The 21,532-nt window shown below is 70.6% G+C and carries 17 protein-coding genes; 12 read left to right on the top strand and 5 right to left on the bottom strand.

Going from position 1 to position 21,532, the window contains the following annotated elements; translation table 11 throughout:
- Window positions 1-207: 207 nt before the first annotated feature.
- Entirely contained in the window at window positions 208-513 is a 306-nt protein-coding gene (locus AB0J88_RS11860) for a hypothetical protein (RefSeq protein WP_364345794.1), read from the top strand.
- Between the two features lie 6 nt (window positions 514-519).
- Here the strand turns inward: AB0J88_RS11860 and cysC are convergent, their stop codons facing one another.
- Window positions 520-2,022, bottom strand: a complete 1,503-nt coding sequence (gene cysC / locus AB0J88_RS11855; protein WP_364346129.1) for an adenylyl-sulfate kinase — start codon at window positions 2,020-2,022, stop codon at window positions 520-522.
- Window positions 2,023-2,205: 183 nt separating this feature from the next.
- Here cysC and AB0J88_RS11850 point away from each other — a divergent pair, with 183 nt between their 5' ends.
- Genes AB0J88_RS11850 through AB0J88_RS11835 form a run of 4 tightly spaced genes read left to right on the top strand, consistent with a single transcriptional unit; the run spans window position 2,206 to window position 5,597 of the window.
- A complete protein-coding gene (locus AB0J88_RS11850) occupies window positions 2,206-3,120 on the top strand; it encodes an ABC transporter ATP-binding protein (RefSeq protein WP_364345796.1) in 915 nt (304 codons plus the stop codon).
- Window positions 3,113-3,982 (top strand): ABC transporter permease subunit, encoded by an 870-nt coding sequence (locus AB0J88_RS11845; RefSeq protein WP_364345798.1) that lies wholly within the window; start codon window positions 3,113-3,115, stop codon window positions 3,980-3,982. Before AB0J88_RS11850 ends, AB0J88_RS11845 begins: the two co-directional genes overlap by 8 nt.
- Window positions 3,979-4,887, top strand: coding sequence for an ABC transporter ATP-binding protein (locus AB0J88_RS11840; RefSeq protein WP_364345800.1), 909 nt, complete (start codon window positions 3,979-3,981; stop codon window positions 4,885-4,887). The genes AB0J88_RS11845 and AB0J88_RS11840 overlap by 4 nt, the downstream gene beginning before the upstream one ends.
- Window positions 4,887-5,597: an ABC transporter permease subunit gene (locus AB0J88_RS11835; protein ID WP_364345802.1), complete on the top strand. Its 711-nt coding sequence runs from the start codon at window positions 4,887-4,889 to the stop codon at window positions 5,595-5,597. Before AB0J88_RS11840 ends, AB0J88_RS11835 begins: the two co-directional genes overlap by 1 nt.
- Window positions 5,598-5,655: 58 nt before the next feature.
- Here the strand turns inward: AB0J88_RS11835 and AB0J88_RS11830 are convergent, their stop codons facing one another.
- The 3 genes from AB0J88_RS11830 to ppc form a co-directional block, all read right to left on the bottom strand.
- Window positions 5,656-7,119 (bottom strand): hypothetical protein, encoded by a 1,464-nt coding sequence (locus AB0J88_RS11830; RefSeq protein WP_364345804.1) that lies wholly within the window; start codon window positions 7,117-7,119, stop codon window positions 5,656-5,658.
- Between the two features lie 477 nt (window positions 7,120-7,596).
- Entirely contained in the window at window positions 7,597-8,349 is a 753-nt protein-coding gene (locus AB0J88_RS11825) for a hypothetical protein (RefSeq protein ID WP_364345806.1), read from the bottom strand.
- Window positions 8,350-8,385: 36 nt separating this feature from the next.
- Entirely contained in the window at window positions 8,386-11,163 is a 2,778-nt protein-coding gene (gene ppc / locus AB0J88_RS11820) for a phosphoenolpyruvate carboxylase (protein WP_364346131.1), read from the bottom strand.
- 158 nt (window positions 11,164-11,321) lie between these two features.
- Here ppc and AB0J88_RS11815 point away from each other — a divergent pair, with 158 nt between their 5' ends.
- The 4 genes from AB0J88_RS11815 to AB0J88_RS11800 all read left to right on the top strand — a co-directional run bounded on the left by AB0J88_RS11815 (window position 11,322) and on the right by AB0J88_RS11800 (window position 17,814).
- Window positions 11,322-12,347: a S66 peptidase family protein gene (locus AB0J88_RS11815; protein WP_364345808.1), complete on the top strand. Its 1,026-nt coding sequence runs from the start codon at window positions 11,322-11,324 to the stop codon at window positions 12,345-12,347.
- A gap of 166 nt (window positions 12,348-12,513) precedes the next feature.
- Window positions 12,514-16,092, top strand: a complete 3,579-nt coding sequence (mfd, locus tag AB0J88_RS11810) for a transcription-repair coupling factor (protein ID WP_364345810.1) — start codon at window positions 12,514-12,516, stop codon at window positions 16,090-16,092.
- A 38-nt stretch (window positions 16,093-16,130) separates the two neighbouring features.
- Window positions 16,131-16,865 (top strand): hypothetical protein, encoded by a 735-nt coding sequence (locus AB0J88_RS11805; protein ID WP_364345812.1) that lies wholly within the window; start codon window positions 16,131-16,133, stop codon window positions 16,863-16,865.
- A gap of 7 nt (window positions 16,866-16,872) precedes the next feature.
- On the top strand, window positions 16,873-17,814 hold the full coding sequence (locus tag AB0J88_RS11800; protein ID WP_364345814.1) for a MazG family protein: 942 nt from the start codon (window positions 16,873-16,875) through the stop codon (window positions 17,812-17,814).
- Here AB0J88_RS11800 and AB0J88_RS11795 read toward each other — a convergent pair.
- The gene (locus AB0J88_RS11795; RefSeq protein WP_364345816.1) at window positions 17,778-18,722 is read right to left on the bottom strand and encodes a DMT family transporter; all 945 of its coding nucleotides are present in this window, start codon (window positions 18,720-18,722) and stop codon (window positions 17,778-17,780) included. The two genes, AB0J88_RS11800 and AB0J88_RS11795, sit on opposite strands and share 37 nt — an antisense overlap.
- A gap of 66 nt (window positions 18,723-18,788) precedes the next feature.
- Between AB0J88_RS11795 and AB0J88_RS11790 the strand changes: the two genes are divergently transcribed.
- The 3 genes from AB0J88_RS11790 to AB0J88_RS11780 all read left to right on the top strand — a co-directional run bounded on the left by AB0J88_RS11790 (window position 18,789) and on the right by AB0J88_RS11780 (window position 21,527).
- Window positions 18,789-20,162 carry a PLP-dependent aminotransferase family protein gene (locus AB0J88_RS11790; RefSeq protein ID WP_364345818.1) on the top strand — a complete coding sequence of 458 codons (1,374 nt, stop codon included), beginning with the start codon at window positions 18,789-18,791 and terminating at the stop codon, window positions 20,160-20,162.
- Window positions 20,163-20,253: 91 nt separating this feature from the next.
- Window positions 20,254-20,457, top strand: coding sequence for a helix-turn-helix domain-containing protein (locus AB0J88_RS11785; protein WP_364345820.1), 204 nt, complete (start codon window positions 20,254-20,256; stop codon window positions 20,455-20,457).
- Entirely contained in the window at window positions 20,418-21,527 is a 1,110-nt protein-coding gene (locus tag AB0J88_RS11780) for a transposase (protein WP_364345822.1), read from the top strand. Before AB0J88_RS11785 ends, AB0J88_RS11780 begins: the two co-directional genes overlap by 40 nt.
- The last annotated feature ends 5 nt before the right edge of the window (window positions 21,528-21,532 follow it).

Genomic DNA, 21,532 nt, shown 5'->3' with positions numbered 1-21,532 from the left:
CCTGATCCACGGCGGGCTGTGGGACGACGACATGGACGCGGACAGGTTCTGGCGGCAACCCGGGATCGTGGCCGGCCTCGAGCGGCGCGGCATCGAGGTGCTGGCGCCCGACCGGGCGATGCGGCCACCGAGCTGGACGGCCGAGGCCGACCACCTCGCTGCCGCGCTGCCCGACCGGCCGGTCACCTTGGTCGCGGGGACGCGGAGGTGGACGCGCGCACCCGCCGAGGTCTCACCGCACTCGGCGCCGCGGCGCGGATCGTCGACGACCTGCTGGCGGGTCAGACGCTGCGTGGCCTGCGTGACGAGGAACTGGCCACGATCGGCACGCCCGTCGCCGTCCTGCCCTCGGTCCCGGAGAACCCGACACATCAGCGACGCACGGTCGACGCACTGCTTCGCATCTTCCCCGCCCCGGTCGAGTTGCCCGGTTGCCCCGAGCCGCCGCGCCCCGAGTTTCCGGCCGTGGTCGGGACCCTCGTCGACTTGGTCGCCGAGTTTACCCTTGGCTGAGGCGGCTCAGTGCTTGGGCTCGACCCAGCCCGTCTCGGTCAGGTAGTCCAGGACTGTCGCGACCGCCTCGTCGACGCTGAGCGTGCTCGTGTCGATCGTGAGCTCGGCGTCGCGCGGGGTCTCGTACGGGTCGTCGATTCCCGTCATGCCCTTGATCAGGCCCGCTCGCGCCTTGGCGTACAAGCCCTTGCGGTCCCGTTGCTCGCAAACCTCCAGCGGCGTAGCCACGTGCACCAGCACGAACCCGGCCCCCGCCAGCGTGGCCATCTCGCGGGCCGTGCGACGTGCCTCGGCATACGGCGCGATCGGGCAGCAGATCGCCATCCCGCGATGCCGGGCCACCTCGGCCGCCACCCAGCCGATCCGGCGGATGTTGAGGTCGCGGTCTTCCTTGCTGAAGCCCAGCCCCGCCGACAGCTCCCGGCGCACCACGTCGCCGTCGAGCAGCGTCACGGTGCGGTCGCCGGTCTCGCGCAGGTGGTCGGCGATGCCCCGCGCGACCGTCGACTTCCCGGAACCCGACAGACCCGTCAGGAACACCACCAGGCCGCGCTGGCGGCGTGGCGGGCGCGCCCGGGCCAGTTCCTTCGCCACCGCCGGCGGGGTGTGCCACTCCGGCAGCGGGAAGCCCCGGTCGAGCAGGTCGTCGATCTCCTCGTTCGACAACGCCAGCCGGCGGTTGCGGGGCGGGATGTCGTCGCGCCAGCGCCACTGGCCGTCGCGGTTGTCGTAGGCCAGCTCGCGCGGCACCAGCACCCGCGGCCCGCCGCCCGAGAGCATGTCGCCCGTCGAGAGCAGATGGGTGACGCCGTAGGCCGCGGCCACCCGCGCCCGCAGCAGCGCGTCGCGGATCTCGTCGCCCCGGCGGACCAGGGGCACCGCGACCAGCGTGGCGGGCGGCATCCGGTCACGCGCGGCGAACACCGTGCGGACCAGCACCTCCGGCGAAAGGCCACCCGGACCCGCGTCGCCGACCGGGATCAAGATCAAGACATGGGCGGCCAGGGTACGCGCGGCGTGCGCGATCTGCGCCAACTGCGGCCGGTGCAGCGGGCGGTCGGCGACCACGCCGAGCACCCGGCCGGGCGGGAGCAGCTCGCGTACCTCTCCCGGCGTCCGGCGCAGCCGCTGGAACGGGCCGTGCCGCCCGTCGCCGATCTGCCGGACCACGCCGCCGACCCCGTAGCGGCCCTCGCGCGTCGGCCACGCGTCGTCGACCTCGATCGCCGCGATCGGGGCGCCCTCCTGGTCGGTGAGCACCACCGAGCGTCGGGTCGGGTCCTCCAGGACGAGGCCGAGGGCCAGCGACTCGGGGACCTCCAGGGTCACCGGCAGCGGCCACGGGGTCCCGTCGGCGAGCCGGCCGCGCCGCTGGAGGGAAGTCAGGTCGGCCCGGCCGAGGAAACCGGTCAACGGCGCGTAAGCACCACTGAGCAGCAGCTCCAGGTCGGCGAGTTCGCCCGGCCGAGGGTTGTATGCCGGCGCGTCGCGCAGCATCTCGTCGGGCATCAGCCACCCGCGCTCGCTCAAACCAACCCCCTCGGTCAATCCGCGCCCAAGTGTCTCAGCCCACCACCCGAGGGGTCGAGTCGGACCCACCTATCCCTTAGGAGGCGTCTCAGGGAGAACTAAGGCGACGATCGGGGGTGCGCCGGATCCACGAAGGTGACGCTGGGTCATACGCTGAGCCGCGTGACACTCATCGCGACCGAGTCGCTCACCAAGACGTACGGCGGCCGGGTCACCGCGCTGTCCGACCTCACGGTCAGCGTCGAGCCGGGGATCATCGGGCTCGTCGGCGCCAACGGCGCGGGCAAGTCGACCTTGATCAAGATCCTGCTCGGGCTGCTGCCGCCCACGTCCGGCCGGGTGCGGGTGCTCGGGCTCGACCCCACCGTCGACCCCATGGGGGTCCGCGCGAAGGTCGGCTACATGCCCGAGAACGACAGCCTGCCGCCCGACCTCAGCGCCGCCGAACTGGTCACGCACCTCGGCCGGATGAGCGGGCTGCCGAAGACCACCGCCCGTGAGCGCGCGTCGGAGGCGCTCCGGCACGTCGGTCTCTACGAGGAGCGCTACCGCCAGGTCGGCGGCTACTCGACCGGCATGAAGCAGCGGGTGAAGCTCGCCCAGGCGCTCGTACACGATCCCGATCTCCTGTTGCTCGACGAGCCGACCAACGGCCTCGACCCGGCGGGCCGCGACGCGATGCTCGCGCTCGTGCAGCGGATCGGCACCGAGTTCGGCATCTCCGTGGTGGTCTGCTCGCACCTGCTCGGCGAGGTCGAGCGGATCTGCGACCACCTGATCGCGATCGACGGCGGCAAGCTGCTGCGGTCCGACAACGTCTCCGCGATGACCACGTCGACCGACGTGCTGGTCGTCGAGGTCAGCGAGGGCGACACGGACCTCGAGCAGCGGCTGCTGGAGATGCGGCTGCCGGTCACCCGCGACGGCCACGCGCTGCTCGTACCCCTGGAAGACGATCTGACCTATGACCGGATCCTGACCGCGGTGGCCGATCTCGACCTGCCGTTGCACCGCCTCGACCAGCGCCGCCACCGGGTGGCCGAGCTCTTCGCCGACCGGGAGGCCGCGCATGTCTAGCCCCGCGGGTGTCATCCACGACATCGGATACCAGCGGTACGAGGGCGAGCGGCTCGGGCGCGGCGACGTGTTCCTGGCGCTCTACACGCAGAGCCTGCGTTCCGTGTTCGGGCTGGGTCGCAGCTTCAAGGCGAAGATCTTCCCCTGGCTGATCGTCGGCGTGGTCGCGATCGTCGGCATCGTCATCATGGCGATCCGGGCGCAGACCGGCGAGGTCGTCCTGAAGTACTCGGAGCTGCCGCAGGTGCTGAGCACCCTGATGGTGCTGTTCGTGGCGATCGCGGCGCCGGAGCTCGTCTCCCGTGACCTGCACAGCGGTGTGCTCCCGCTCTACTTCTCCCGGCCGCTGCGCCCGGCCGACTACGCGCTGGCCAAGCTGTCGGCCCTGGTCACCGCGATCGTGCTCGTCTGGGGCGGCGGCCAGGTGCTGGTCTTCATCGGGGCCGCGTTCTCGGTCAAGGGTTTCGGCAACGTGATGAACGAGCTGGCCGACGCGGGCCTCGGCGTGGTCTACACGGCGCTCTACGCGGTCGTCTTCGGCAGCATCGCGATCCTGGTCGCGTCACTGCTCAAGCGGCGCGCGGTCGCGGCGGCGGCGATCGTCGGCTCGTTCCTGATCACCGCACCGATCGTGGCGATGTTCTACATCCTGCCGTCCGAGACGGCGCACCAGCTCGCCCAGCTATTCAACCCGGCGAGCCTCGTCGGCGGCGTCGGTGACTGGCTGTTCGATCCGTCGAGCTCGAGCGAGGAGCTCGGCATCGGTTCCTTCGGGCCGTTGTACGCCGCGGTCGCGCTCGGCCTCATCGCACTGTGCGTGACGCTCCTGATCGCCCGCTACCGGAAGGTGTCGCAGTCATGACCCTCGACGTCACGGGCGTGTCCCGCTGGTACGGCAACGTGGTCGCCGTCAACGACGTGACCATGACGCTCGGCCCCGGGGTGACCGGCCTGCTCGGCCCGAACGGCGCCGGCAAGACGACGCTCCTGCACATGATGGCCGGCTTCCTGGCACCCTCGCGCGGCACGCTGACCGTCGACGGCGAGCCGACCTGGCGCAACCCCGAGGTCTACCGCAAGATCGGCCTGGTCAGCGAGCGCGAGTCGGTCCACGCGTACCTCACCGCTCACGAGTTCGTGCTCGTCAGCGCCAAGCTGCACGGGCTGCCCGACCCGGCCGCGGCGGCCACGCGGGCGCTCGACCTGGTCGAGATGGGCGAGTTCCAGGACCGCCGGATCGGCACCTACTCCAAGGGCATGCGACAGCGCACCCGGGTCGCGGCGGCGCTGGTGCACGAACCCGACGTGCTGCTGCTCGACGAGCCCTTCAACGGCATGGACCCGCGGCAGCGGATGCACATGATGGATCTGCTGCACCGCCTCGGCCAGGCCGGCCGGACGATCCTGTTCAGCTCGCACATCCTCGAAGAGGTCGAGCAGCTCTCCGGCACCGTGCAGGTCATGGTCTCCGGCCGGCTCGCGGCGTCCGGCGATTTCCGCACGATCCGCCGGCTGATGACCAACCGGCCGCACGTGTTCGCGGTGCAGTCGACCGACGACCGGCGACTGGCGGTGGCGCTCATGCACCAGCCGTCGGTCAACGGCGTCGACCTGACCCGCGACGGGCTCACGGTGCGGGCCGGCGACTACGGCAGTTTCACCCGGGCGCTGCCCCGGATCGCGCTCAAGGAAGGCATCCGGGTGCGCCGGCTGCTGCCCTCCGACGAGTCTCTCGAAAGCGTCTTCTCTTACCTGGTGGAGGCCTGATGTCCACGGTCGCCTGGATCACCACGCGCGGCCTGCTCGGCCGGCGCCGGTTCCTGCTGCTCCTGCCCCTGCCGATCCTGATGATCGGGGTCGCGCTCATCCCTCGGCTCGAAGGAGTCGGCCCGGAGGAGTGGACCCAGCCGGTCATCGTCGCGATGGGCTTCACGACGCTGCTGCCGATCGTCGCGTTGATCGTCGGCACGGGCGTGCTCGGCGCGGAGATCGACGACGGCACGATCACGCACATCCTCTCGAAGCCGCTGGCCCGCTGGCGGATCATCGTGCCGAAGCTGCTCGTGTCGATCGCGGTCACGGCCGCCACCGCGGCGGTCCCGTTCTACATCGTCGGCGCGCTGGCCTCCGGCCCGCGGCTGGGACTCGGTCTGATCGTCGGCTCCACGGTCGGCGCGGTGCTCTATTCGACGATCTTCGTAGCGCTCAGCCTGATCTCCCGGCGCCCGGTGCTGCTGGGCCTCGTCTACGTGATCATCTGGGAAGGCCTCCTGTCGAACCTGGTCAGCGGCACCCGGGTGCTGTCGGTGCAGCAGTATTCGCTGGCCATCGCAGACAAGGCCTCCGGCTCACCGTTCCTGAACGGCAACGTGTCGTTCACGGTCGCGGTCGTGATGAGCATCGTGGTGACGATCGGCTTCCTGGTGCTGGCCATCCGCAAACTGAGCTCGTTCTCGGTCACCGGCGAGACCAGCTAGATGTAGGGGAGGGGCCGGCGAGATATCTCTCGCCGGCCACCACCACTTCCGGTGGGAATCAGCGAATCTTGGCGAGGACGTAACTCTTCCAGGCCTCGTTGAAGTCTTTGTCCGAGACACCGAGCACCTGTTGTAGCGCGTCCCCGACCTCCTTCCCCCGGTAATGCTCCGCGACCACCTCGAAGGTCTTCTGCTCCCCGTATTTCTCGGCCATGTAGCCGACCGCCGAATGGCCGGCCCAGTAGTCGAGGTTGGAACTCTCCGGGTTGCTCAAGTCGAAATCGTCCTGCAGCCGCAACGCGTAGCCGTCGCGCAGGGACTGCTTGACCGCCGGGGTGCGGCCACTCACCGTCCAGGGCCGCCGCTCGTACGCGAGGTATTCGGCGAATCCCTCTATCAGCCATGATGACCGGCTAGCGAACTCCGACGGCTTCTGGAAGGTGAGCGCGGCCGCCAAAGAATGTCCCAGCTCGTGCCGAAAGAGCAGCCCAGGCCCGTCGGGCTCACTCGGCCTGAAGAAGGGGCTGCCCAGGTCGACCACCACGCGACTGCCCCCGACCTGGGGATTCGTATCGTCGTCGACCAGTGCGTTGGGGTCCTCGAAAGTCGACAACGCCAGGGAGAACCCCGCCTCCGGCGGCACCTCCTTGGACTCCCGGTAGAGCGAACCCAGATCCTTTCTGCCCTTCACCAAGGAGATGACGAAACCCTGCGGGATCGCGCCGGACACGCCGCCGGCCCGCCAAGCGGCGAGGTTCGCCACCGCGGCCCGTTCGGCCTCCGGGGCGTACCGCCGGGCCTGGGCCTTCAACGACGCGTCGACGATGAACAGCGTGTGCTTGGTCCGCTCGACGTGGATGTTGCGCCACTTGTCCCAGGGCGCGGGATAGTAACTGACGAACGAGTCGTCAGAGGTGATCCCCTTCGCCGCCGTGACCTTGATCGGGGCGCCCTTTTCGGTCCGGACGATGGTCCATCTGTATTCTTCGCTCACCGGGTGCAGGTCATACCCGTCGAGCTTGTGCACGAACGCCACAGGCTGTTCGACGCTGGCTCCGGTGCCGAGCGGCTTGAAGTCCGAGCCTCCTCCGTATCGCATGAAGGTGGCCTCAGCGAAGGGCACTTTGACCAGGTTGCGGAACAGCGTGGTCTGCTGGCTCACCAGCTTCTTCTGCGCCGGGTCGTAGGCCGCCAGGAACGCCTTCTCGTCACGGTCCTTGAGCGCCTTGGTCAGTCCCGCCAGCAGGGCGTCGATCTCTGCCCGCTTGATGGGGTTGCGCTCGTCTTCCCTGGCAGCGTACGCGGCGGCTCGCTCGGCCTGCTGACCTTGGAAATAGCTCCTGAGCCCGAACAGCGTTCCCGTGATCAGCAACACGACCGCCAGTACCGAGCCGAGCAGAATCCAGAGCCCGCGCTTCGACTTCGGGCCCGCCGGCGGGACAACCGCGGGAGGCCCGTACGGCACGTGCGACCCGAACTGCGCTTGCGGGTCGTGCGGCGGGAACTGCCCGTGTGGCGCCATTGGCGCTGGACCCTGTGGGTGGGCCGACGGCCCAGGCTGTGGAGTCTGCGGCTGCGGTCGTCCGGCCGGCACCTGGCCAGCTGCCCAGTAACCCGCCGGAGGCGGGACGGCGGGGGTGGACGGGGGAACGGAACGGGGTCCCTCGGACATCGGTTGTTTCCTCGCTCGCGTACGTCAATTCGGTGGGACCGTTCCTAACGACCGCCCCCGATCGCTTCCGAGCCATTATGGATGTTCCTGCGGCACCGGAGCGGCCTCGACCAATGGCGTAGTTCCGCCAACCCGTCGACCACGGCGCGGGCGAAGTGCGTGCGCCAGTGACGACGGTCCGTTTCGGACCGCACCGGCCAGGTTGTCGAATCGATGTGTGACCGCGCCCGCGCCGAGCGCTCAGCCGGTGTTGGGCATCCCGGCCGCGAGGCCGTTGACCGCGGTCCGCAGCGCCCGCTCCACTGGCTGGCCGTCGCCGGGCACCAGCTAGGGGAGCGCGCTCGGCACGAGCCACTCAGGTAGGGAGCGCGACAAAGCGACCACGATGGAGAGACCGATCCCGCCGAGGATCATGAGACCTAGACCGGTCAGCCCCGAGTACCGCTTCGGCTGGCCGGTCTTCTTGTCGGGCGCGGGCGGCTCGGGCTCGGTCCACGGGCGCTCGGCCCGCAGCCAGAGGAGCACACCGAGCCCGAACGGCAACCCGCCGAGGAAGAACCAGAACCACCGGGTGCCCAGACCCGGCGCCGGCCCCTGGATCAGGATCGCCAGGCTGAGCAGCACGATCACGGTGGCCAGCACCGGCGCGAAGGAGAGGAGCGGTGTGCTCTCCTCAGGCAGCACCGCTGCCAGCCGCTTCGCCTCGGCCGACGTGCCCTCGATCAGGCCGCCGTTCTCGACCTCGTAGCGCTGCACCTGCGCGTAGTGCACCCGCCCGAAACCGGTGCGCCAGACGAGGATCTCGCTGAACACGCCCTCCTGCGGCCCGCCGGACGAGAGCCCGACCGGCGTGAACCACAGCGACGCCCGGTTGGCGTCACCGAACGACGCGACGCTCTGGTGCGCGACGACGCGGCCGGCCTCCGCGTCGGCGATCGCCCGTTCGACCGTGGACTGCCGAGGCGCTGTCCACCACGCCGCCGCGGCCCAGACCACCCACAGCCCGAGGATCAGGTAGCGCAACCACGGGCGTACCCGAGGCCACGCTCCCGCTCCGCGCAGCGCGTCAACCGCCGTCATGCATCGATGGTCGCAGCAGGGTGCGACAGATTTCTATCAACCCGTGTTGCGCATGCCCGCCGCGATGCCGTTGACCGTGGTCAGCAGCGCCCGCTCCAACGCCTGGCCGTCGCCCGGACCCCGCCGCCCGCCCGGAGCCGTGGCCACCGCGCGCCCGGCCGCACCCGAGTCCCGGTACTGGCGCAGCAGCGCGACCTGAAGGTGGTGCAGCGGCTCCAGATAGGTGTCCCGGACCGCCAACGTGCGCTGGAGCACCGCGTTGTTCTCCAGCAGCGCCGGGGAACCGGTGATCGCCAGGACCTCGCGCTTCGTCAGCTCGTACTCCTGCTCGATGACCTCGAAGATCCGCCGCAGCGGCTCCGGGACCAGCGTGTCGACGTAGCGCCGCGAGATGGACAGGTCGGTCTTCGTCAGCATCATCTCCACGTTGGACAGGAACGTCCGGAAGAAGTGCCACTCGTTGTGCATCTCCTCGAGCACCGGCGCGAGACCGGCCGCCCGCGCCGCCTGGAGGCCCGAACCGACGCCGAACCAACCCGGCACGATCTGCCGTGACTGGGTCCAGCCGAACACCCACGGGATCGCCCGCAGCCCGCCGAGCCCGGCGTTGGCGTTGGGCCGCTTGGCCGGACGGGAGCCGATGTTGAGCGCGCCGAGCAGCTCGGTCGGGGTCGAGGCCCAGAAATAGTCGGGCAGATCAGGATCTTCGACCAGGCCGCGGTACGCGGAGAAGGCCGCCGCGGACACGACATCCATCGAGTCGTCCCACTTGGACAGCATCTCCAGCGGCTGGCGCGGCTCGGTGTGCAGCAACGTCGCCTGGAGCACCGCCGCCACGGTCAGCTCGAGGTTCTCCCGGGCCAAAGCCGGCAAGGTGTATTTATCCGAAATGACTTCACCCTGCTCCGTGACCTTGATCGAGCCGTCCAGCGTGCCGTAGGGCTGCGCCAGGATCGCCTCGTGGGTCGGGCCACCGCCACGGCCGACGGTGCCGCCGCGACCGTGGAAGAGCGTCAGGCGTACGCCATGCCGGGCAGCGACATCGCGAAGCGCGCGCTGGGCCCGGTGGATCGACCACTGCGAGGTGGTGATGCCGGCTTCCTTGTTGGAGTCGGAGTAGCCGAGCATGACCTCCTGCACGTCACCGCGCGCCCGCACCAGCGCCCGGTAGGCCGGCAGCGACAGCAGCTCGTCGAGGATCTCGCCGCCGGCGGTGAGCTCGGCGGGCGTCTCCAGCAGCGGCACGAAACCGACGTCGGCGCGGTTGTTGTGCACGTCGACCAGGCCGGCTTCCCGGGCCAGCACGGCCGCGGCGAGCACGTCGTCGACGCCGAGGGTCATCGAGATGATGTACGACTCGATGACCTCGGGACCGAACCGGTCCTGGGCCTCGCGGATCGCGGTGAACACGTCGAACGTCTTGCGCGCTGAATCGGAGAGCGCGGTGCCGACGCCGGCCAGCGGACGACGCCCGGACAGCTCCGTGGCGAGCAGCTTGGTGCGCTCGTCGCGCGGCAGGCTGCGGTAGTCGGTGACCTCGCCGACGTGGCCGTAGAGCTGGGCCAGCACCGCGTGGTGGGCCTCGGCGTGCTCGCGGATGTCCATCGTGGCCAGGTGCAGCCCGAACGAGGACACCGTGCGGATGGCGCTGGCCAGCTTGCCGACGGCCGTGAGCTGGCCGGCGTTGCGGGCGAGCGAGGCGCGCATCAGCTCGAGGTCGGCGATCAGGTCGACGGTGCCGCGGTAGTCGCGCCCCGGCACGTGGGCGGTGCCCCGGGCCAGCCGCAGCCGGGTGTTGGCCAGCTTGGCCTTCACACAACGAGCCTTCAGCCGGTACGGCTCCTCGGCGTTGACCCGGCGGAAGCGCTCGGCGACCTCGGGCAGGTTGTCGAGGTCACGGGCCAGGCTCGCGGACAGGTCGAGGGACACCCCGCGCAGCCGCCGGGACACCGAGACCTCGTTGATCAGGTCGTCGAGAGCCTGCTCGGTGGCCTGGATGCCGTGCTCGTACTGGATGAGCAGCACGTCGCGGGTGACCTTCGGGGTGACGAACGGGTTGCCGTCGCGGTCGCCACCGATCCAGGTGCCGAAGGTCAGCGGACGCGCGGTCGGCGAGGTCTCGATGCCCAGCCGGCGCAGCGTGTCGGCGAGGTCGTCGAGCACCTGCGGCGCGGCGTCGGCGTAGAGGTCGCGCAGGTAGTAGATCGCGTTGCGCGCCTCGTCGGTCGGGTCGGGCCGGTCGAGGCGCAGCTCGTCGGTCTGCCAGAGCAGGTCGAGCAGCTCGGCGAGGCGCCGGTCGTCGGCGTGCGGCGGGGCGCCGTAGAGCACGCTCTCGGCGGCCTCGGCGTCGAGCTCGTCGGCGACCGCCCGCAGCTTCGACAGGATGGACCGACGGGCGGCCTCGGTCGGGTGCGCGGTGAAGACCGGCCGCACGGCGAGCCGTCGACCGGCCGCGGCGATCTCGTCGGCGGGTACGCCCCGCTCGGCGATCAACTTGGCCGCCTGGTCCAGCCAGCCGCCGGCAGTCGCCCGCCTCCGCCGCAGCTCGCGGGCGCGGTGCACCTGCTCGGTGATGTTGGCGAGGTGGAAGTAGGTGGAGAAGGCCCGGGCGAGCTTGGTGCCGGTGGTGACGTCCATCGACGAGAGCCGGGTCGCGGCCGCCTCGGCGTCGCTGCGGACCAGCGCGCGGATCTCCTCGACGAGGTCGAGCAGCGGACGCCCTTCCTGACGGGCCAGCGTGTGGCCGAGCAGGGTGCCGAGCCGGCGGATGTCGGCCCGCAGGGCGGCATCGGGATCGTCAGGAGTGGTCGGCACAGTGGGGTCGGACACGGGTGCGCTCCTTACGGCGGTGCGGGGCGGACAGCGCTGTCCCGTGCATGATGATGCTACCTGCGCCAACTGGACCGGCGGGCGGTGTGGCCGTTGCTTCCTGGGCGGTTAATCCTGTTTGCGCTGGTGACTAGCCTTCCTGCATGGAGTACCCAACCAAACCTCGGCCTGGTTCGCGCGTCGCGGTGATCTCCCCGTCTGCCGGCCTCCCAGCGATCTTTCCCGAGGTGTTCGAGCTCGGCCTCCGCCGCATGCGCGAGGATTTCAAGCTCGAGCCGGTGGAATTTCCCACCACCAGGGTCCTCGGAGCGTCCCCGGCCGACCGCGCCCGCGACGTCATGGCGGCCTTCACGGACCCGACCATCGACGCGGTCGTGGCCACGATCGGCGGCGACGATCAACTGCGGATTCTGCGCCATCTGGACCCCGCGGCCCTCCGTGCGCACCCGAAGCCGTTCTTCGGCTACTCCGACAACACCACGCTGCTCAACTACCTCAGCGGCCTCGGCATCGTGGGCTACCACGGTGCCTCGGTCCTGGTGCAGCTGGGCCGCGCGGGCGCGATGCACCCGCTGACCCACGACTCCCTGGAAGCGGCGTTGTTCCGCCCTGGCTGGTTCGACCTGACCCCGTCGCCGGACTACACGGACGAGCCGGTCGACTGGCACACGCCCGACTATGCGAACGCCGAGCAGGCGATGTTCGCCTCGCCCGGGTGGCGCTGGCACGGCCCGAGCGCCTCGGTGACCGGCCGGCTGTGGGGCGGCAACATCGAGGTCCTGACCTGGCTGCTCGCCTCCGACGTGGTCGCGCCCCCGCCCGCGGACGCGGTCTTCTTCATGGAGACCTCGGAAGACATGCCGCCGGCGATCGAGGTCTATTACATGCTCCGCAACCTGGGCGAACGCGGCTGGCTGACCAACGTCCCAGCGATCCTGGTCGGGCGGGCCAAGTGCTGGGACCGCCTCAACCGGCTGGCCCCGGACGCCAAGCGTGCGTATGCGGAGGACCAGCGGGCGGCGGTGCTGCGTGCGGCAGGCGAATACGCTCCGGAGGCGCTGGTCGTCCTGGACCTCGACATAGGCCACACTGACCCGCAACAAATCCTCCCGTACGGCGGCGAGGTGACAATCGACGCCGCGACCCGCCGGATCTCAGTCCGCTACTGAGGTCCGCTCGTCCGCCCGAGTGGAACAAAACGGGCACCCACGTCGTTCTATCCCTCGGAGAACGCCGAGGCGGGTTGTCGTACGTCGGGCGTACGCTTGACCAGCACGTCGCACCCCCCGTCCTGGTCGGTCGGGGGGACGTTCTGCGTGCCCGAAAGGATCATCCATGCTTCATGGTCTGCTGGCCGCGGCCCTGGGTGACGCGGGGTTGGCCCGTGCGCGCGATCTTGCCCGGGCCGGGTTTCCCGACGCTGACGGGCTCGATCTCACCGCGCCCGCCGCGCTCCGGCCCTTCGTTGTCGCCGCTGTCGCGGCCGAGAGTCACGGCGCCGATCGGCCCGTGCTCGCCGTCACCGCCACCTCCCGTGAGGCCGACGATCTCGTCGCCGCGCTCGGCAGCCTGCTCCCTGAGGACCAGGTCGTCAGCTACCCCGCCTGGGAGACGTTGCCCCACGAGCGGCTCTCTCCCCGCTCCGACACCGTCGGGCGGCGGCTCGCCGTGCTCAGAAGGCTGGCCCATCCCGAGGGCAACCCCGTCAAGGTGGTCGTCGCCCCCGTCCGCAGCATGCTCCAGCCCCAGCTCAAGCGCCTTGGTGACCTCGAGCCGGTCGAGCTCCGGGCCGGAGAGGACGCCGATCTCGACGAGGTCGCGCACCGGCTCAACGACATGGCGTACGCGCGGGTCGACCTGGTCACCAAGCGCGGCGAGTTCGCCGTACGCGGTGGGATTCTCGACGTCTTTCCGCCCACCGACGAGCACCCCTCCCGGGTCGAGTTCTGGGGTGACCAGGTCGAGGAGATCCGCACCTTCGCCGTCGCCGACCAGCGGACCATCGACAAAGTCGAGACATTGTTCGCGCCGCCTTGTCGCGAGCTGCTGCTGACCGACGACGTCAAGCGCAAAGCCCGACAACTCAGCGAGAAACATCCCGAGCTCCTCGAGATCCTCGACAAGCTGGCCGAGGGCATCCCGGTCGAGGGCATGGAGTCGCTGGCGCCTGCGCTGGTCGGGGCCGACGAGCTCGAGCTTCTCGTGCACTGCATGCCCAAGGACACGCACGTCCTGCTCTGCGACCCCGAGCGCATCCGCACCCGGGCGCACGACCTCGTGCGCACCAGCGACGAGTTCCTCCAGGCCTCCTGGGCCGCGGCCGCCGTCGGTGGGCAGGCGCCGATCGACCTCGGGGCCGCCGCGTTCAAGACGTTGGCCGAGGTGCGCCACGCCGCCGCCGAGCTGCGTCAGCCCTGGTGGTCCGTCTCGCCGTTCGGCCTCGTCGAGAGCGTCGTCGAGGCCGAGCCGCAGCCGTGGGAGGACCCGGTCGAGGCGGTGACGGTCACCCCGGACGCCGGCGACGCGATCGCGCTGTCCGCCCAGCCGACCACGCTCTACCACGGTGAGACCGCCCGCGTTGTCAAGGACGTCGAGGAGTGGCGGGCTGCCGGCTGGGCCGTCGCGCTCGTCTTCGAGGGCCACGGGCCGGCCCAGCGGGCCGTCGAGGTCATGCGCGACGCCGGGCTCGGCGCCGTGCTCACCGAGAGCATCGACGCACCACCGAAGAGCGGCGACGTCCTCGTCACCTGCGGCGGGCTCAACCACGGGTTCGTCGACGAGGCGTCCAAGCTGGTCGTGCTGACCGGCAACGACGTGACCGGCGGGCGCGGCGCGACGACCCGCGACATGCGCAAGATGCCCAGCCGTCGGCGCAACACGATCGACCCGCTGGAGTTGCGCAACGGCGACTTCGTCGTGCACGAGCAGCACGGCATCGGCAAGTACGTCGAGCTCGTGCAGCGCGTGGTCAACGGCGCGAGCCGCGAATACCTGGTGATCGAATACGCGGCGTCGAAGCGAGGACAGCCCGGCGACCGGTTGTACGTGCCGACCGACCAGCTCGACCAGCTCTCGCGCTACGTCGGCGGGGAGACGCCGGCGCTGCACAAGATGGGCGGCACCGACTGGCAGAAGGCCAAGACCAGGGCGCGCAAGGCCGTCCGGGAGATCGCGGCCCAACTGATCCAGTTGTACGCGGCCCGCAAGGCGTCCAAGGGGCACTCGTTCGGCCCGGACACGCCCTGGCAGCGCGAGCTCGAAGACGCCTTCCCGTGGACCGAGACGCCCGACCAGCTGTCGGCGATCGACGAGGTCAAGCACGACATGGAGCAGGCGATCCCGATGGACCGGCTGATCTGTGGCGACGTCGGTTACGGCAAGACCGAGATCGCGGTACGCGCGGCCTTCAAGGCGGTGCAGGACGGCAAGCAGGTCGCCGTGCTCGTGCCGACGACCCTGTTGGCACAGCAGCACTACAACACGTTCTCCGAGCGGATGAACCAGTTCCCGGTCGAGATCCGGCAGCTCTCCCGGTTCCAGACGCCCAAGGAGGCCGAGCAGACGCTCGACATGGCCGCCTCCGGCACGGCCGACATCGTGATCGGCACGCACCGGCTGCTGCAGTCGGCGACCCGGTTCAAGAACCTCGGCATGATCGTGGTCGACGAGGAGCAGCGGTTCGGCGTCGAGCACAAGGAGCGGCTCAAGTCGCTGCGCACCTCGGTCGACGTGCTGACGATGTCGGCGACGCCGATCCCTCGTACCCTCGAAATGGCCATCACCGGCATCCGCGAGATGTCGACGATCGCCACCCCGCCCGAGGAGCGGCACCCGGTGCTGACCTTCGTGGGCGCGCAGGACGACCGCCAGGTCGCCGCGACCATCCACCGCGAGCTGCTGCGGGACGGGCAGGTCTTCTACCTGCACAACCGGGTCGAGTCGATCGACCGGGCGGCGCGCCGGCTGCGTGAGCTGGTGCCCGAGGCGCGCATCGCGGTGGCGCACGGCCAGATGGGCGAGGACGCCCTGGAGAAGGTCATGGTCGGGTTCTGGGAAAAGGAATATGACGTCCTGGTCTGCACCACGATCGTCGAGTCCGGCATCGACATCCCGAACGCCAACACGCTGATCGTGGAGCGGGCCGACCTGCTCGGTCTGGCCCAGCTGCACCAGATCCGCGGTCGGGTCGGCCGGGGCCGGGAGCGGGCGTACGCCTACTTCCTCTACCCGCCGGACAAGCCGCTGACCGAGCACGCGCACGAGCGGCTGGCCACCATCGCCCAGCACACGGAGCTCGGCGCCGGCATGTACGTGGCCATGAAGGACCTGGAGATCCGCGGCGCCGGCAACCTGCTCGGTGGCGAGCAGTCCGGGCACATCGAGGGCGTCGGGTTCGACCTCTACGTGCGGATGGTCGGCGAGGCCGTGTCGGCGTTCAAGGGCGAGAAGCCCGAGGAGGACTTCGACTTCAAGATCGATCTGCCGGTCGACGCCAACCTGCCGCACGACTACATCGCGGTCGAGCGGCTGCGGCTGGAGATGTACCGCAAGCTGGCCGAGGCCCGCAACGCCGAGAAGCTCGACGAGATCGTCGCCGAGCTGACCGACCGCTACGGCGAGCCGCCGGAGCCGGTCCGCAACCTCGTGGCCATCGCCCGGTTCCGCCTGGTGATGCGCGCGCAGGGGATCACCGACGTCTCGGTGCAAGGCCGCCACCTGCGGTTCTCGCCGATGCCGTTGCCCGACTCGCGGCAGCTGCGGCTCAAGCGCTACTACCCGGACGCGGTCTACAAGGCGGCGACCGACCAGGTCAGCGTCCCGCGCCCGACCACGCGCCGGGTCGGCGGGGAGCCGCTGCGCGACCAGGCCCTGCTGCAATGGTGCGAGCAACTGGTCAAGGACGTCCTGGGGTGACAATCGAGCTGACGGCGACTCGTGAGAGAGTGTCGACCATGCTTCGTGCTCGCCGCATCGCGTCGATCGTGGTCGTCGCCGCCCTCGGTCTGGGTGGCCTGGCGGCCTGCCGCTCCGAGCCGTCCGTCGCCGCCTACATCGGCGACCGGAAGGTCACCGAGAACCAGGTGACGCAGATCTTCGACGGTGCGGGCGCGGGTGCCTCGGCGACGCCGGCAGCGCAGGAGCAGCCTGCCGCCGAGCCGACCAAGGTGCCCGGCCCGGCGGTCAGCCGCCAGCAGGTCGTCGACCTCGAGGTCACGCTGGCCCTCGGCCGTCAGGTCGCGTCGGAGCAGGGCGTGCAGCCGGTCAACGCGGTCACCGCCGACCAGGTGGCCGGCGAGCTCGGCGTCCCGGCGACGAGCCAGTACGCGGTGGACTACACCGAGTGGGTCAACCTGTCGCAGGGCATCTTCGCCAAGATGGGCACCTCGGTGCCGGCCGTGACCGACGAGCAGCTCCAGGGCGTCTACGCGGCGCTGGTCAAGGTCAAGGCGATCGAGGCGGGCTTCGACCTGGCGCAGATCAAGCAGGCCTTCGGCGGCGGCGAGTTCGTGTCGGCCGCGTACCAGCTCACCGGCATGCTGGAGAAGGCGGCGTCCGCCAACGACACCACGGTCAACCCGCGCTACCTGCCGCTGTCCGCCCCGCTGGTGGTCTCCTCCCAGGGCGGTGCGGTCTTCTACGACCTGCCGTACCTGGTCGGCAGCGACACGGTCAGCGACCGCGCGTAAGCCTGAAGTGCCCCGCATCCTCCTGCTGGTCACCTCGCCGCGCCTCCCGGCCGGCCTGTTGACCGCGGCCGCCTGGGACGCCGTGCGCGCGCAGCCCGTGCTGGCCGCCGCCGAGAGCCCGCTGACGGATGCGGTGCGGGAGGCCGGCGGGGACGTGACCGTCGTTCCGCCGACGGTCGACACCCTGCTGGCGCAGGCCCGAGACCGCGACGTGGTCTGGCTGGCCGGGCCGACCGGCGACCCGGATCTGGCCCGTGAGCTGGGCGTACGCCTGGCACGGCAGCCCGGCCTGGCCGAGCTCGAGGTGACCTACGGCTCCTGGGACCCGGCCGGCGCCCGGCTGCTGGACGCCGTCGCCGTGATGGACCGCCTCTACTCACCCGGCGGCGACCCGTGGAAGCGGGCGCAGACCCACCGCTCGCTGGCCCAGTTCATGCTGGAAGAGGCCTACGAGGCCTACGACGCGATCGAGGCCGAGGACCTCACGGGCCTGCGCGAAGAGCTCGGCGACGTGCTGCTCCAGGTGGTCCTGCACGCCCGGCTGGCCGAGGAGCTGCCCGAGGGGCGCCGCTGGACGGTCGACGACGTCGCCGCCGGCCTGGTGGACAAGATGATCCGGCGCAACCCGCACGTCTTCGCGGGCACCGAGGTCGGCTCGGTCGACGAGATCATCGACAACTGGGAGCAGATCAAGAAGGCCGAGAAGTCCCGGGACTCGGTGCTGGACGGGGTCGCGCTGGCCCAGCCCGCGCTCGCGCTGGCCGCCAAGTTCATGCAGCGGGCCGAGCGGGCCGGCATCGACGTCGCGCTGCCCGAGGGCGACGACCTCGGCTCCCGCCTGCTCCGGCTGGTCGCCGCCGCCCGAGCCGCGGGCGAGGACCCCGAGGCCGAGCTTCGCGCGGCGGCCCTGCGCTACGCCGAGACCGTCAAGGCGGCCGAGCGCTCCTGATCTGGCCGGACGGTGGGCTGCGACCGGCCCGTGAGGCCGAAGGCCAGCCCGACCGCGACCGTCAGCACGCCGAGTGCGGGACCGACCCCGGGCAGAGCCGTCGCCATCACGGCAGCGGTGGCCAGCGTGGCGACCGGCATCAGGCCGACCAGGATGCCGGCCTGCTCGATGCCGAGGCGCTCCAGGCCGATGAACCAGACGACGAACGCCGTGACCGTCATCAGCAACGCCAGGTAGACCAGGGCGCCGGCCTCGACCGGGGTCGGAAGCCGCCAGGTGGCGGTCTCCCCGGCCACCAGCGCACCGCCGAACAGCAAAGGAACGGCAAGGGCGCAGCTGTACGCGGCCACCCGCACCGCGCCGAGCCTGGGCAGGACCACGGCCGCGAGCAGGGAGAACAGGATCTCGCCGACCAGCGCGCCGGCGGCGGCGAGCAGGCCGATCCCGCTGGCCCGGCCGGTGCCCTCGACGAGCGCGGTGCCGGCGACCACGACCACGGCGGCCGCGACGAGCCGCGCGCTGGGCCGGCCCCGCCGGCGGGCGACGAGCGGCCCGAGCAGAGCCAACCCGAGCGGCGCGGCGCCGATGACGGTGCCGACCACGGCCGGCTCGGTGTCGTGGTGGAGGGCGAGCATGATGCACGCGTTGAAGCCCGCCATGCCGGTCGCCGCGACCACGAGCAGGATGCCGAGCTCGCGGGCCGTCGGACGGACACCGGGCCGCGCGCCGCCGAGACGCGGGAACCGGTGGGCGATCAGGAAGAGCACGGCCGCGGCGGCGGTGTAGCGGATGGCCTGAGCGGTCAGCGTCGGATAGTCGAGGAGGAGCTCGCTCACGGCCACCGAGCTGCCGACCAGCGTCATGCCGAGCACGGACAGGGCCACGGCGGTCCCTTTGGAGATGGTCACGACTCGACGCTAGGAGCACAATGGTCCGGTCGACAGGTCCACTCGTGACCCGGTTGAGGAGACCACATGGACGCGTTGCTAGACCTCGACCGGTCCCGACCAAGGCTCGGCGAGCAGCTCACCGCCGCCCTGCGGGCCGCGATCGCGGACGGCCGGCTCGCGCCCGGTGCGCGGCTGCCGTCCACGCGCCAACTGGCCACGGACCTACGGGTGTCCCGCGGAGTGGTGGTCACGGCCTTCGAGCAGCTGGTCGCCGAAGGCCGACTGATCTCGCAGCAAGGCTCGGGAACTACTGTCGCTTGCTCTGCACCCACCGACGCACCACTCGTCGACCGGGGTGGTGCGTCGGTGGGTGCAGAGCAAAGCCTGCCGATCGACCTGCGCCCGGGGACACCGGACCTGGCCGGGTTTCCGCGCGCCGCCTGGCGCCGCGCGTACGAGCGGGTGCTGACCACCGCGACCGCTTCCGACCTCGGATACACCGACGCCACGGGCTCGCCACAGGTCCGCCAGACGTTGGCCGACTACCTGGGCCGGGTCCGCGCCGCCCGGGTCACCGCCGACGACGTCGTCGTCACCACCGGCGCCGCGCAGGCCTTCGCGTTGATCGCGCACCACCTGCGCCTGGCGGGCGCCGACCGGTTCGGCGTCGAGGACCCGGGCAGCCCGAGCATCCGGGACCATATGACGTCGCACGGGTTGCGGCTGGTGCCGATCCCGGTCGACGAGGACGGCCTCGACGTGTCGGTGCTGCGGTCCAGTGACGTCCAGGCCGTCATGGTCACCCCGGCCCACCAGTACCCGACCGGGGTCGTGCTGGCCCCGCACCGCCGCGCGGAGCTGATCGCCTGGGCGCGGGAGACGGGCGGCCTCGTCGTCGAGGACGACTACGACGCCGAGTTCCGCTACGACCGCGACCCGGTCGGCTGCCTGCAGGGACTCGCGCCGGACGTGGTCGCGCACCTCGGCTCGGCCAGCAAGGCGCTGGCACCGGCACTGCGGCTGGGTTGGCTCTGCCCGCCGCGGGACCGCCGCCGTGCGGTGCACGCCGCCAAGGACGCGGCCGACCACGGTGGACCGGCGCTGGAGCAACTCGCCTTCGCGGACCTGCTCGCGACCGGCGGCTACGACCGCCACCTGCGGCACGCCCGCCGCGCGTACCGCGGGCGCCGCGACGCGCTGGTCGCCGCGCTCGCCACCTACCTGCCGCAGTGTCGGGTGCACGGAGTCGCCGCCGGCCTGCACCTGGTCGTCGAACTGCCGCCGGGCACCGACGACGCCGCCCTGGCGGCAAAGGCCCACGCGGCAGGCCTCGGCCCGGTGCCACTGAGCGCGACGCGACTCGCACCGGGCGGCCCACCGGGACTGGTCATCGGCTACGCGAGCCAGCCACCGGACCGCATCGCCGCGAGCGTTTACCGGCTGAGCGAGCTCATCTGACTACTCGTGTGTCGAGCCTGTCGCGCAGGAAATAGGGGCACGCCGATGTAGGGTACCGGTGACCCTACGTAGGCAAGGGGAAGGTCGCGTAATGCTGACCGGCCGCCGCTACCTCCTGGCCCTAACCGCCGAACAGCAGGACAATGCCGAGCGGTTCGGCGCGGTGTGCCGTGCCGTTTGGAACACCGCACTGGAGCAGCGCCGAGAGTACCGGCGGCGCGGCGCGTTTGTGGGATACATGAACAGGCTCGTCAGATGGCCGATGCGAAGAAGGACCCGGCGTGCGAGTGGCTGAGGGAGGCCCCGTCGCACACGCTCCAACAGACGCTGCGCGACCTGGACCGGGCTTGTAGGACCCACGGAACGTGGAAGGTGCGGTGGCGGTCCAAGACGCGTTCAGCCCCATCGTTCCGGTTCCCTGATCCAAGTCATATGAGGGTGCGCCGAATCAACCGCCGATGGGGTCAGGTTCGGTTGCCGAAGCTCGGGCCGGTGCGATTCCGTTGGAGTCGTCCGCTCGGCGGCACGATCCGCAACGCGACTGTGTCCCGTGAGGGTGGCCGCTGGTACATCTCGTTCTGCGTAGAGGACGGCGCGGCCGAGGTTGCCCCGAACGGAAAGCCGCCGGTCGGTGTCGATTTGGGTGTTGTGATCGCGGTGGCGACGTCGGATGGGGAGACGTTCAACCGTGTTTTCGCGACGCCCGACGAGATGGCGCGCCTGCAGCGGTTGCAGCAACGGCTATCCCGGTCACTGCGGTCCTGCGGCCGCAACACGCGATCTAAGCGTCGGGAATCGGTTCGCGGACAACTCGCCCGGCTCAACGCGCGTATCAGGGCACGGCGGATCGACTTTGCCGCCCAGAGCGCAGTTCGGTTGGTTCGTTCGCATGGCATGGTCACGGTCGAGGCCCTGCGGATACAGCAAATGACCACGAGCGCCAAAGGATCCCCCGAGCAGCCCGGCCGCAATGTCCGGCAGAAGGCCGGTCTGAACAGAGCCATTCTCGCGAAGGGCTGGGGTGGCTTCCTGCTGCGGCTTGAACACGCCGCTCGGCAGCACGGCGCAACCGTCGTCAAAGTCAATCCTGCGTTCACATCGCAGACCTGCAATGCCTGCAAGCATGTCGCCAGAGAGAGCCGCGATAGCCAAGCCCTCTTTCTGTGCGTCGCCTGCGGGCACCGGGCGCACGCTGATGTGAACGCGGCGAAGAACGTTCTTGCCGCCGGGCTGGCGGTCACAGGGCGTGGAGACCTCGGCGACAGCCGGTCTGCGAAGCGCCAACCATCGGAACGGCTCGCTGCGCGTACGCGCTCCCGTAACGGTAATCCCTGCCTTCAAGCGGGGAAGGAAGTCAACGTCTAGGTTGG

It is taken from the genome of Asanoa sp. NPDC049475 (assembly GCF_040676915.1).
Lineage (GTDB): Bacteria > Actinomycetota > Actinomycetes > Mycobacteriales > Micromonosporaceae > Asanoa.
The sequence above is the reverse complement of the archived record's forward strand: the minus strand, read 5'-3'. Positions and strand labels throughout refer to the sequence as shown.